Origin of the sequence: Cetobacterium sp. (assembly GCF_048470075.1) — a bacterium.
GTDB lineage: Bacteria > Fusobacteriota > Fusobacteriia > Fusobacteriales > Fusobacteriaceae > Cetobacterium_A.
The window spans coordinates 1-13073 of sequence record NZ_DBGBQB010000331.1; the positions used below are offsets into that span (position 1 = coordinate 1).

Here is a 13073-nt window from a genome sequence, read left to right on the forward strand (position 1 = left end):
ATATACTTTATTATACTATTTTATAAACTTTGCATCTCCATAAGTTCCATGGTCATATTTTGTTATTCCATCGGCACTCAATATCTGAAGTTTAAGCTCCTTAACACCTTTTAAATCAATATCAATAAATTTAGCCCTATCAGAACTTTTCATGATACCACTGTTAAAAACCTCTTTTCCATCTGCAAAAACTTTAAATTCAGCTGTTCCTCTATAACCCAAAACCTCCCTATCCAGTCCAACATAACTTTGGAATTTTTTAAACCCTTTTTCAGTTATATCAATAGTTATATCATTTTCAGATAATCCATTTACACCTTTTTCAAACTTTATCACCTCTCCATTTTCAAGTCTTAAAGTCAATGGATTTTCAGCTATTGTTTTATCCTTCGCCATTTTATTACTATTTTTTATATCTAAATCAGATAGATATACAACGTTATCTGCAACTTGCTCAATAGATCTTTTAGCTTCAAAATAGTTCTTAGAATCTAATGCCAAATTTTTATCTCTTTTTTCCATTGCATCTATACCACTATTTTTTCCCATAATTTTAAATGTATATCTTTGAACTTCACCTGATTTTAATTGATATTGGTCATGAGGTCTAGCTCCCCATGAGTTATCTCCACCAACACCCATCTGTTTTCCAATAACTCTTAAAACTACATTTTTATTTTTTGTTAACTCAAAAGGGTGTCTCTTTCCACTTGATAACTCCTCTGGAGTATAGTAAAGAGTATTAAATTCCAGACTTTCTCTCTCAGGAATAGATGTAATAAGTACTCCCTCTCCATTGTTATCTGTAACTTCAACCCATCTAATATCACCTCTATTTCCAGTTTCAGATGGATTTATATACGGTATAAAGAAGTTTTCTACATCTTCCTCATACACTCCAATATCGTATCCAGTTTTTCTATCAATATAGTTTTCCTCAGGTCCTCTTCCATACCACTTCACTCTATTGCTTTTAGGGCTTAACTCCGTTATCATACTAAACTCTGGTATTTCAGGTAAAGTTTTTGGTGAGTACAATGATGAATCCACTAAAATCTCTCCATTTCCATCAATAAGATATGTAACATAAAGTTGTGATGCCTCTTTTGTAGGAATCTCTATCTCTAAGTCCACCTTTATTACTCTATCCTTTAAGTTTTCAACTCTATAGTTTAAAACTTTACTATTTTTACCTGCATATCTCCATGTATCCAATCTTTTTAAAGCACCATTTCCTCTGTCATTATCATTTGGAGCTCTCCAAAAATTAAATTCAAGAGGTGTTTCTAAAAGTTTTTTTCCATTGTTTTCAAAAGCATTTATTCCACCTTTTTTTAGATCAATCTCCACCTTAAAGTTATTGCCTAAAATATCTAAAACACCATTTTTTTCTGTATATTTCAGTGGTTTAATATCCTTTAAATCTATCTTTTCACTTTTAGGAGTCTCTCCCACTTGGAACTGTTCACTTGCTACAATATACCCTTTTTTTGCCCACGGTTTATCATCTTTCAATGAGAAGTTTATATTGATAAAATACTCTTTTTTAGGGTCAAGTTTTAAATCAGCCAGTGGAATATCAATATCTTTTTTTGCACCTGGCAATAGATCTACTTCAAATTGTCCACTTTTTATTATTTTTCCATTTTCAATAATATCCCAATTTCCATTGTAATCCTTTAAATTTGTAAACATATACTTATTTTCTAAAGATATCTTTCCTTTAGCTAAATCAGACTTTTTAATCCCTATATTCTGGAACACTTTTTTTACTTCAACCAATTCAGGTTGAACTGTTCTATCAGCAAATATAAGTCCATTGGCAGAGAAGTTTTTATCTGTGAAATCCTCATCTCCCCAATCTCCACCATATGCGAAATATCTCTTACCAGTTTTTGAATCCACTGTTTCAATAGCTTGATCTACCCAATCCCAAATATATCCACCGTGAAATATCTCATCACTTTCCATAACATCCCAATAATCTTGCAGATTTCCAATACTATTTCCCATACCGTGTGCAAATTCACATTGCAAGTATGGTTTTGTATTATCATCATAGACTAGGTATGCTTTCATCTCTTCAATCGATCTATACATTCTACTATATGTATCAGTTATATCTCTTTGTGGTTCATAGTGTGTAAGTCTTGTAGGATCCTTCTCTTTTAGGTATTTTGCAGCTATTTCAAAATTTTTCCCAGTTGAAGATTCATTTCCTATTGACCACATTATTATAGATGGTTCATTTTTACTACGCTCTACCATGGCCTCCTCTCTATCAATAACAGCTGGCGTCCACTCAACTCTATCCTGAGGAATCTCATCAAGTCTTCCATGTGTCTCTAAATTAGCTTCATCCATAACATAAAGACCATATTCATCACATAGATCATACCATTTAGGATCATTTGGATAGTGAGATGATCTAACAGTATTTATATTATTTTGTTTCATAAGCTCAATGTCTTTACGCATTACATCTTCACTTACCACTCTCCCCTTATCTCCTGTAAACTCATGTCTATTCACACCTCTTAACATAAGTTTTTTTCCATTGACCATTACTTATTATCTTTTATCTCAACCTTTCTAAATCCAATTCTATTACTTACAGTCTCTATTATATTGCCTTTTGGATTTTTTAAAGCTAAAACTAGAGTATATAGATTTGGATTTTCAGAACTCCATTTTTTTGGGTCTATAAACTTTTCATTGAAACTTATAATCTGTTTTGCATCCTCTCCATTTACCTCAACAGATTTTTCAAATGTTTTAATCTCTTTCTTCTCACTGTCATATACTTTTCCCATAACTGTATATTTTCCTGAAGTGAATCCAGATTTTGTAGATACCTCCACTTTTATATTTAAATCTGCGTTTTTATACTCTTTATCTAAATCTGTTACAACTGTATAGTCTCTTATATATGTCTTTGGAGTTGAATATAAAAATACATCTCTAAAAATTCCACTCAATTTAATCATATCTTGAGATTCTAACCAGCTTCCATCACTCCATCTATACACTTTAACTGCAACCTCATTACTTCCCTCTTTTAAAAACTTTGTTATATCGAAGTCATGCCCTGTAAATGAGTCTTCACTATAACCTACATACTCACCATTTACATATACATAATAAGCTGATTCCACACCTTGGAAAGATATATATACCTCTCTTCCATCCCAATTTTTGTCAATATTAAACTCTCTTTTATAATATCCAATTGGATTGTAATCTTTAGGTGTATCAGGATGATTTATAGGTGTTTTTTGATATTCCCAAGGATAGGCAGTGTCATTGTATCTAATCTGATCATATCCATGTAATTGCCAACTTGATGGAACAGGTAAAGTTTTCCAATCTTTTGTATCATAGGAAGTTTTATAGAAATCTTTTAAATCTTGATCTGGATGATCCACCAATTTAAACTTCCAATCTCCATTTAAACTTTTAAAATTTTTAGAATTTTCAAAATCAGCATAGTTTGGATTGTTTAAAGCCTCCTCAACAGTGTTAAAAGACATCTTTGTAACATGTGGTCTCTCTCTATTATCTCCAAAAATTTCAGGATTATTTGTCCAAAAAGGATTGTCTTTAGAGTAACTTCCTGGATTTATGCCCTCATGTCCCTTTGCATGATTAGAACCATCCAAATTGTCAGAATAGCATAGAGTTGTTAGAACTGAACTTAACACTAGCATCATTTTTAATGTATTCATTTTTATGAACCCCCTCAAATTTTAGTCCATACTTTATTACTTTATAAATGGGATTTTGTAAAGAGTATTTATATAAAAAAATAGAACTAATTTCACCTTAGTAAAATTAGTTCTTAATTTTTTCATTTTTTTGCTTTATTTTTATAGAAATATTTTTTGACCAATCTTATAATCCTATTTAACAACACCTTTTTTTAAAATCACATTAGCGTATATAGCTGTTTCTCCTGTGGCTATAATTGCATAAGCCTTTTTAGCTCTTTCATAAAATTCAAATCGCTCCATCTCTAAAACTTTACCTTTAAAATCATTTTTTTCCAATACACTCTCATACTCTTTCCAAATTTTTGGCTTCCCCCTATATTCATCTCCTGTTTTCATCAATATTACAGGGGTATCCACATACTCATCCAAAGGAAATAACTCTAAAATAGATTTTAAAACATCTGTTACTCCACTGGCATCATATCTTATTATATTTTTATTTATTCCAGCAGATGGAAAATTCCCATCTGCTATAACTATTTCATCACTGTGTCCCATTTCACAAATAACTTTTAAAAGTTCTGGAGATATATTTTTAGGTATATTTTTTAGCATATTATACTCTCCCTATCCCCTGATTTTTCCATAGATAGGACCAAAATTTTTACAAGCTCTATAGTCTGCACCCTCTTTATCCACTGTACCAAATGATGACCAAACTTTTGGTCTAAATATCTTTTCATCAGATACATTGTGCATGGTAACAGGAATTCTTAACATAGATGCCAATGTTATAAACTTATCTCCCACATGTCCATATGAGATTGCTCCATGATTTGCTCCCCATGTATCCATAACAGTATGAACGTCTGTAAATGCCCCTTTACCAGTTAAGTTAGGAGCAAACCATGTTGTTGGCCATGTAAAATTTGTTCTTCTATCTAGAATATCGTGAATCTCTTTGGGTATATCAACAGCATATCCTTCAGCTATCTGTAAAACAGGTCCCAACCCTTTTATCAGGTTTATTCTTGTCATTGTTATAGGCATCTCACCCTTAGTTAAAAACTGTGACGAGTAACCTCCCCCTCTAAAATATCCTAAATCAGCTTCACACCATTTTGTGGAGTCTAAACATTTTTTTACTTCCTCCTCTGTTATCTCCCAAAATGGTTTCATAACTCTATTTCCCTCTCTGTCAACTTGTTCTCCTGTACCATCTAGAGATGAGGAACCAGAGTTTATAAGATGTATCAATCCATTTTTAGCTTTTCCCTCCAACTCTTTTCCAGTGACCCTCTTTATAGCTTCTGGAGACCAAAATGTTCTAACATCTGAGAATATCTGAGCTCTACCAGTTAAAAGATGTCCAAATAACATGGCTACACCGTTTAAAGAGTCATTTTCTGTTGCCACTATAAACGCCTCTCTTATTCCATTCCAATCAAAAGATGAGTTTAATATTGCCTCTGAAAAATCTCCATTTGGCATATAGTCAGTCCATTGTCTTTGTCCTTGGAATCCTGCAGCTATTGCATTATGCCCCTCGGACTCTTCCAAGTAACCTCTCTCTTTTAATCTCTCATTTCCAATCATGAGATCTCTCATTATAATTGTCATTTTCACAACAATCTCCCAATCCTTATCTTTCTCATCTCTAGTTTTTTGAATATATGTATTATTACAATCTTCCCCCTCTTTACAGTGAAGTTTTGTCCATTCCATAGCTTTTTTAAACTCTTCAGTATCATAGATATCCTCATCTAATCTTCTTTTTAATTCAATCATATCAACATATTCATTTCTCATACCTAGATAATCAGAGAAAAAATCAGGATTTACTATAGACCCTGCAATTCCCATAGAAACACTACCTATAGATAGATATGATTTACCTTTCATCAGAGCAACTGCAAGTCCAGATTCAACAAATTTTAAAATCTTTTCTTTTACATCCTCAGGAATCTCCTTATCAGTTCCATCCTGTACATGTTTTCCATATATAGAGAACACAGGGTCTCCAACCTGTGCGTGTCCCGCTGATGCCGCCGCTAAGTAAACTGCTCCAGGTCTCTCAGTTCCATTGAATCCCCATATAGCTTTTGGTATATTAGGGGTACAATCTATAGTCTCTGTACCATAACACCAACATGGTGTTACAGTTAGGGAAACACCTACATTGTTATCTTTAAATTTTTGTTCACATCTAGCAGCTTCTGGAACTCTCCCAATTGTTTCCTCAAAAACGTAACACTCTACTGGCTCACCACTAGGATATTTGAGATTCTCTTCAATAAACTTAGCAACCATTTTTGCCATATCCATAGCCTGACCTTCTAAGGACTCTCTTACACCTCTTCTTCTTCCATCTATAGTAGCTCTTATTCCAATTTTTGGTAATTTCCCATTTAATCTATACATAAACTTTCATCTCCTCATTATCTTTTGTAAACTCTTGTATATATTTCAACTATATCTTGAATGTTAGCATCTTTAGGGTTTCCTCCCGCACAGACATCCTCATGAGCTTGTTTAGACAGTTTTTCAATATCTTCCATTTTAAAGCTAGTTTCACTTAATCTAGGGATATTTACTTTCTCAGATAGTTCTCTAACTGCTAAAACTGATTCCATAGCTGCCTCTTCAACTGTTTTATTAGTTATATCTCTTCCCAGAACCTTAGCTATATTTGCAAACTTTTTGTAGTTTGAATCCAAGTTATACTCCATGACGTCAGCCAATAAAATCGCATTGGCCACTCCATGAGGAATATCATACTCTGACCCAAGTTGGTGAGCTAAAGAGTGAACTATCCCTAGTCCACAATTTGAAAATGATAATCCCGCTATATATGAACCCCATGCCATCTTTGATCTAGCTTCTAAATTGTCACCATTTTTTACAGCCTCCTCCAAAGATTCTCCTATTAACTTTATCGCTTCCAACGCTAAAGTATCACTTAATTCATAGGCCCCTTTTGTCACATAGGCCTCTATTGCGTGAGTTAAAGCATCCATACCTGTAGCTGCAGTCAATGGTGTTGGTTTTTTTAACATCAACTCAGGGTCATTAACCGCAATTGTTGCCAAAGAGTTTGGATCGACCATAACCATTTTTATTTTTCTATTTTCATCTGTTATAACATAGTTTATTGTAACCTCTGAAGCTGTACCAGCTGTTGTATTTATTGCAACTATTGGAACCGATCTATTTTTAGATTTAAAGACACCTTCATAATCTACAATATCTCCTCCATTTGTAACCAATATACCAATAGCTTTTGCAGTATCTTGTGGTGATCCCCCTCCCACAGAGATAATATATCTACAATCATTTTTTTTATATGCCTCTAACCCATCATTGACATTTTTTATTGTTGGATTTTGATTTACATCACTGTATATAACATAATCTAAACTCTCATTTTTTAACTCTTGCACTACTTTTTCAACTACCCCATTTTCACTTAAAACTTTATCTGTCACAATTAATGCTCTTCCTAAATTCATTTTTTTTATCTCATTTTCCGCTTCTTTTAGCGCTCCTGGACCTAAAATATTTACAGATGGCCAATATATCTTTCTCATTGCTAACATTATTATTCCCCCTTAAACTATTTTTTAAATGGATTTAATATCTTTTGAATATTCTCATCATTTACATTGTCCTTTGTTACTAAAACTGAACCTGTATCCACTCTTTTTTCAACTGGTTGATTATTTAATACCTTTACTGCTGCCTCTACAGTATCATAACCAATCATATAAGGGTTTTGAGTCACTAGCCCCTTCATAACTCCACTGTTTATATATTTTATTTCATCCTCTGAGCTATCAAAACCTACCAACACCACTTTATCTTTAGCTTTTTTCTCCTCAATAGCTCTTGCAGCACCTACTGCTGCCCCTTCATTAGTTCCAAAAACCCCTTTTAAATCTGGATTAGCAAGTAAAATATCCTGCGTTATTGCCAAAGCCTTTGATTTATCTCCATCACTAAATTGTGTATTTAATATCACTATATCTGGATATTTTTTCATCTCCTCTCTAAACCCTTTCTCCCTTTCAATAGCTGTAGATGTTCCAGCATTATGGGCAACTATTGCAACTTTTCCTTTGTAGTCTATCTGTTTGGCTAAGAAATCTGCCGCTTTTGCTGCTGCTGCCATATTATCAGTTGCAACAAAACTTTTCTCCAATCCCCCTCTCACATTTGAATCGAATGTTACTATCTCAATTCCTGCATCATTTGCTTTTTTAGCCACTGGGTATAAAGCATTTGCATCTAAAGCTGCTAAGGCTATTATATCCACCTTTTTATTTATTCCATTCTCTACCATTCCCACTTGTTTTCCTACTTCGCTCTCTTTTTCTGGACCAATAAAATTAACTTCCACTCCATACTTTTTAGCTGCATCTTTTGCCCCAAGTTCAACTGTTTTCCAAAATTCATGCTGATATCCCTTACTGACCATCTCAATTGTTTTTCCAAATGATGTTACAGCCACTCCTAAAACTAATGTTGCTAACATAAACTTCCTCAAATTACTTTTTAACATAAATACCCTCCTCTATCTCTTTCTTTTTTGGTCTAAATAAACAGCTAACAATAATACAACTCCCACTACAAACTGTTGCCAAAATCCAGAAACATTCATCATATTTAGTCCATTTCTCAAGGTACTCATAATAAAGGCACCTATTATTGTTCCTATTATGTTTCCTTTTCCTCCACTTAAACTTGCTCCACCTATAACAACTGCTGCTACTGCATCCAACTCATATCCCGCTCCCTCTGTTGGTTGAGCAGATATAAGTCTTGAGGCTAAAATTATTCCAGATATACCAGACAAAAATCCACAGAATCCATAGACCATCAATTTAACTTTTACTATATTCACTCCAGATAAACGAGCTGCTTCCTCATTACTTCCTATTGCATAGATATCTTTTCCCAAAACTGTTCTTCTTAAAATAAAGTTGAATATCAAACCTAAAGATATAAAGTATATAACTGGATTTGGAATACCAAATACACTTCCACCAGATAAATAAACAAAGCTATCATCAAAACTGGAGATAGGCATTCCATTTGTCAGTGCTAAAGTAAGTCCTCTTAAAACCATCATCATTCCCAATGTAGCTATAAAAGGTGGTAGATTAGCTTTTGAAATTAAGCCCCCATTCACAATACCCACAGCCGCTCCAATAAAAACTCCTAAGATTAGAGCTGGAACTAAAGGAAGTCCTCTTTCAACTAAAAGTCCCGCCGTTACACCAGAAAAAGCTACAATTGAACCCACTGATAAATCTATTCCTCCCGTTATAATTACCACGGTTTGACCTATGGCAATAATTCCTATAACTGAGGTTTGTAAAGCTATTGTTAGCAGATTAGTTGTTGTAAAAAAGTATTCTGAAAAAATCGAAAAGAAAATCATCATAATTATTAAACTGCTCAAAGCAGCTAATTTCTCAAAAGTTTTTTTTAAATCAAAAGTATTCTTTTTCTCTTTCACTAGTATGGCTTCCATTACATCCTCCTTACTTTTTTTCCAATGTAGCATAATACATAATTTTTTCCTGATTCAACTCCTCAACAGGAACTATCCCTGTAACACTTCCCTCTCTCATAATGACCACTCTATCACTCATGCCTAAAATTTCTGGTAGTTCTGAAGATATCATTATAATGGACATCCCATTGGCAACTAGGTTATTCATTAAGTTATAGACCTCTCTTTTAGCTCCTACATCAATCCCTCTTGTTGGTTCATCTATTAAAAGTATCTTTTTATCTTCGCAAAGCCATCTTGCTATGATTACCTTTTGTTGATTTCCACCAGACAGGTTTTTTATCTCCTGCTTTAAATTAGGAGTTTTTATATTCATAGATTTTATAAAACTATTACATAGATCTTTAGATTTATTAAAATCACATATTTTTAAACTATTTGAATATGAGTTTGGACTGGATATCATTATATTATCCTCTACAGACAGATTTAAAAGAAGTCCATCTCTTTTTCTATCCTCTGTCAAATAAGCTATTCCCTTTCTTATAGCATCAATTGGGGTTTTCAAATTTAAAACCTCTTTTTCTAGTATTATCTCCCCTGAATCTATAGGGTCAGCTCCAAATATTCCTCTGGCAACCTCTGTTCGCCCAGCTCCCATAAGTCCTGCAAGTCCCAGTATCTCCCCTCGTTTCAAATCAAAACTCACATCCTTATATCTCCCTTTTTTAGAGATTTGTCTTATTTGAAGTACTATCTCTCCTATATTTTTTTCTCTCTTTGGAAATTGATTTTCTAAACTTCTTCCTACCATTAAACTTATCATCTCATCCAATGTAGTATCTTTAAAATTTAAGGTTTTAATATATTGCCCATCCCTCATTATTGTCACTTTATCAGCAATGAACTTTAACTCTTCCATTCTATGAGATATGTAGATAATTCCAACACCTCTTTGCTTCAAGTCATATATAACTTTAAATAGATCCTCTATCTCACTCTCAGTTAAAGCCGCAGTTGGTTCATCCATAACCAAAACTTTGCAGTTTACAGAGAGAGCTTTTGCTATCTCAATCATTTGCTGTTGCGCTACACTTAAATTTTCTACTATTTCATTTGGATCAATTTTCAAATTTAATCTGTCCAATATTTTTTTTGTTTCATCATAGAGCTTTTTTTCATCTATTAATCTAAATTTATTTTTAGGTAACCTTGTTACAAATATATTTTCAGACACTCTTAGATGTGGCAATAAATTAAACTCTTGATAGATAATACTTATTCCATATTTTTCAGCCTCTTTTGGACTTTTTACCTCAATAGGCTTACCTTCTAAAAATATCTCACCTTTATCCCGTGAATATACCCCTGTTAAAATTTTCATCAGTGTTGACTTCCCCGCACCATTTTCTCCTAAAATAACATTTACTTTTCCCTTTTCTAACTCTAGGTAGGCTCCTTGAAGTGCTTTTACACCAGGAAAGCTTTTTTCAATATCTTTCATCAGCAATAATCTGTTTTCCAAAGCATCCTCCTTTTACTTAGATTTTATTATTTTTCTAGCTTCATCTATACTCTCTATTTTACTTAAAGTCATCAATTGGACTAAGGCATTTCCTGTCACTGAAGCTTCAACTGGTCCCAATTCAATCGGTAAATTTAGGTATTCTCTTATTGTTTTTATCAAAAATCTGTCTTGATTGCCCCCACCTAAAAGAACTATATTTTCAATTTTTTGTTGACTCAGCTTTTCAATTAAATCTAAAGATTCTTTATATCTATTTCCTAAACTATTATAAGCAATTTTTAAAATATCTTTTTTTTCCTTCACACCTATACTATATTTTTTAAGGTAACTATCAATTATAAGTTTTTCCATACTATAAGGTGTTAAAAACTCTTCAGTTATATCAATCTCTCCACCTATCTCAGATTGATTAGCCATTTTTTCAAAATCTTTAAAATCTATGTTTTCTCCAGACTCTTTCCACTCTGTCTTAAGTTTTTGTAAAATCCATGTCCCAATTATCATGGCCATAAACCTTATCTTCTTGTTTAAAGACCCCTCATTTACCAACCCTTTTTCACGTCCAATAGTATTAATTATTGCCTGTTCATTTTCAATTCCTAGCAATGACCATGTTCCATTTATTAAATATGCGCTATTTTTTTCTAATGGAGCTCCTATTACTGCGCATGCTGAATCATGTCCCGCTATTAGGCAAACATCGATTTTTTTATCAATGTTTAACTCTTTCATCACTTCATTTTTTAAAGGGTATACGGTCTTTCCTGGATAACTAATCTCCCCTTTTATTTCAGAAGGCATATCCAATTTATCAAATATAGTATTGGACCACTTTTTATTTTTAGCATCTACCAATCCCGATGTTGATGCTATTGTATACTCCCATATTTTTTCTCCAGTTAAGCTGTAGTATATTAGATTTGGAATAAACAAAAACTCTTTGGCACCCTTTGATAGTAGTTTTTCATAGTTTATGTCATAGTAGAGTTGATATATGGTGTTAAAATTAAAATAAGCATTCCCGCAAATTTCATAGTGCTCTTTTGAAGATATTCTTTTATGAACCTCCTCTATAACCTTTTCTGGTATCTCTGTTCTATATGATCTTGGATTTCGTAATAATTTTCCATTTTTATCGATCCAACCATAGTCACATCCCCAAGTGTCAATCCCAATGGATTCAATATTCTCATCCTCTTCTAAAGCTTTTTTTATCCCTAACTTTATCTCTCTCATAATATGATTAAAATCCCAATAGATTTTTTCATTTTCCTTTAAAGTATCTGTTGAAAATCTGTGAATCTCTTTTAACTCTAACCTATTTTGCTTATATTTAGCAATTATGGCTCTTCCACTTGATGCTCCTAAATCAAAACATAAAACAGACCCCATATCTCCTCCCCTACTTTATCTTTTTACCATAGTTTTTAAATCTCTCTACCATATTAAAGATCTCTTCATCTTCCACAATAACAGGTTCTCCTATTGCTGATGACAATAGATATAGGTTTGAAATATATTCAACTTGTGCTAAAACATTGTAAGCTATTTCAATACTTTCTCCCACCGTTGTTATTCCATGATTAGCCAGTAGACAAGCTCTTGAGTTTTTCATAGTATTAAAGCAATTTTCTGCTAGCTCTTTTGTCCCATAACTTGCGTATTCTGCACATCTCACTTCCTTATCTCCAGTAACTGCCATCATATAGTCTATAGCTGGGAGAGTTCTTCTTAAACAGGCTATAGCTGTTGAGTATTTAGTATGTCCATGTATCACTGCATTTATCTCTTTTCTTTTTCTATAAAACATAAGATGCATTTCCAATTCGCTACTTGGATTTTTTCCCTCTATTAAGTTTCCATCTAAATCAACAACTGATATGTCTTCAGGTTTTAAAATAGAGTATGGAATCCCTGTTGGTGATATTGCAACTAAATTTTCCTCTCTATCATAGATACTTATATTTCCTGCAGTTCCATTTGTAAGTTCCTCGCTCAACATTTTCAATGAAATTTCGATAATTTTCTCTCTAACCTCTTTAATTCTCATTCTCTATTTCCTCCCTATTTTTAAACAATATGTACTTTTATAAAGTTTTTTATCTTCTATTAAAGATATATACTTTATTTATTTTTTTAAATCAATAAGAAATTTGACATTTTTTTCGTTTTTTTATGCAAATTTTTGCGTAATTTTTCTATTTTTTTTTAATTTAATATATACTTTTTCTCTATTTCTAGAGTATACTTTAGAAAAATATAAATTTAACTTTTTTGGGGGTTACTTATGAATCTAAAAAAAATTGCTGAAGTTGCAAAT

Annotated in this window: 10 protein-coding genes; all 10 read right to left on the reverse strand. The window is 32.7% G+C overall.

What is annotated here, in order from left to right; genetic code table 11:
- Window positions 1–15: 15 nt before the first annotated feature.
- The 10 genes from ACMOUI_RS11435 to ACMOUI_RS11480 all read right to left on the reverse strand — a co-directional run bounded on the left by ACMOUI_RS11435 (window position 16) and on the right by ACMOUI_RS11480 (window position 12803).
- Window positions 16–2565, reverse strand: a complete 2550-nt coding sequence (locus ACMOUI_RS11435; RefSeq protein ID WP_418965822.1) for a glycoside hydrolase family 2 TIM barrel-domain containing protein — start codon at window positions 2563–2565, stop codon at window positions 16–18.
- Window positions 2565–3725, reverse strand: a complete 1161-nt coding sequence (locus tag ACMOUI_RS11440; RefSeq protein ID WP_418965823.1) for a glycoside hydrolase family 2 protein — start codon at window positions 3723–3725, stop codon at window positions 2565–2567. Before ACMOUI_RS11440 ends, ACMOUI_RS11435 begins: the two co-directional genes overlap by 1 nt.
- A gap of 174 nt (window positions 3726–3899) precedes the next feature.
- Window positions 3900–4325, reverse strand: coding sequence for an RbsD/FucU family protein (locus ACMOUI_RS11445; protein ID WP_418965824.1), 426 nt, complete (start codon window positions 4323–4325; stop codon window positions 3900–3902).
- Window positions 4326–4337: 12 nt separating this feature from the next.
- A complete protein-coding gene (locus ACMOUI_RS11450) occupies window positions 4338–6131 on the reverse strand; it encodes an L-fucose isomerase (RefSeq protein WP_418965825.1) in 1794 nt (597 codons plus the stop codon).
- Between the two features lie 17 nt (window positions 6132–6148).
- On the reverse strand, window positions 6149–7306 hold the full coding sequence (locus ACMOUI_RS11455; protein WP_418965826.1) for an iron-containing alcohol dehydrogenase: 1158 nt from the start codon (window positions 7304–7306) through the stop codon (window positions 6149–6151).
- A 17-nt stretch (window positions 7307–7323) separates the two neighbouring features.
- Window positions 7324–8268 carry an ABC transporter substrate-binding protein gene (locus ACMOUI_RS11460; protein WP_418965827.1) on the reverse strand — a complete coding sequence of 315 codons (945 nt, stop codon included), beginning with the start codon at window positions 8266–8268 and terminating at the stop codon, window positions 7324–7326.
- A 12-nt stretch (window positions 8269–8280) separates the two neighbouring features.
- The gene (locus tag ACMOUI_RS11465) at window positions 8281–9243 is read right to left on the reverse strand and encodes an ABC transporter permease (protein ID WP_418965828.1); all 963 of its coding nucleotides are present in this window, start codon (window positions 9241–9243) and stop codon (window positions 8281–8283) included.
- 10 nt (window positions 9244–9253) lie between these two features.
- Window positions 9254–10750 (reverse strand): sugar ABC transporter ATP-binding protein, encoded by a 1497-nt coding sequence (locus ACMOUI_RS11470; RefSeq protein WP_418965829.1) that lies wholly within the window; start codon window positions 10748–10750, stop codon window positions 9254–9256.
- Between the two features lie 12 nt (window positions 10751–10762).
- Window positions 10763–12145 carry a rhamnulokinase gene (locus ACMOUI_RS11475; protein ID WP_418965830.1) on the reverse strand — a complete coding sequence of 461 codons (1383 nt, stop codon included), beginning with the start codon at window positions 12143–12145 and terminating at the stop codon, window positions 10763–10765.
- Window positions 12146–12155: 10 nt separating this feature from the next.
- The gene (locus ACMOUI_RS11480; protein WP_418965831.1) at window positions 12156–12803 is read right to left on the reverse strand and encodes an L-fuculose-phosphate aldolase; all 648 of its coding nucleotides are present in this window, start codon (window positions 12801–12803) and stop codon (window positions 12156–12158) included.
- Window positions 12804–13073 lie beyond the last annotated feature (270 nt).

Excerpts from the sequence above, each read along its gene's own strand:
- ACMOUI_RS11465 (WP_418965828.1), bottom strand. The coding sequence starts at position 9,243 with ATGGAAGCCATACTAGTGAAAGAGAAAAAGAATACTTTTGATTTAAAA.
- ACMOUI_RS11460 (WP_418965827.1), bottom strand. The coding sequence starts at position 8,268 with ATGTTAAAAAGTAATTTGAGGAAGTTTATGTTAGCAACATTAGTTTTA.
- ACMOUI_RS11445 (WP_418965824.1), bottom strand. The coding sequence starts at position 4,325 with ATGCTAAAAAATATACCTAAAAATATATCTCCAGAACTTTTAAAAGTT.
- ACMOUI_RS11435 (WP_418965822.1), bottom strand. The coding sequence starts at position 2,565 with ATGGTCAATGGAAAAAAACTTATGTTAAGAGGTGTGAATAGACATGAG.
- ACMOUI_RS11450 (WP_418965825.1), bottom strand. The coding sequence starts at position 6,131 with ATGTATAGATTAAATGGGAAATTACCAAAAATTGGAATAAGAGCTACT.
- ACMOUI_RS11475 (WP_418965830.1), bottom strand. The coding sequence starts at position 12,145 with ATGGGGTCTGTTTTATGTTTTGATTTAGGAGCATCAAGTGGAAGAGCC.
- ACMOUI_RS11455 (WP_418965826.1), bottom strand. The coding sequence starts at position 7,306 with ATGTTAGCAATGAGAAAGATATATTGGCCATCTGTAAATATTTTAGGT.
- ACMOUI_RS11440 (WP_418965823.1), bottom strand. The coding sequence starts at position 3,725 with ATGAATACATTAAAAATGATGCTAGTGTTAAGTTCAGTTCTAACAACT.
- ACMOUI_RS11480 (WP_418965831.1), bottom strand. The coding sequence starts at position 12,803 with ATGAGAATTAAAGAGGTTAGAGAGAAAATTATCGAAATTTCATTGAAA.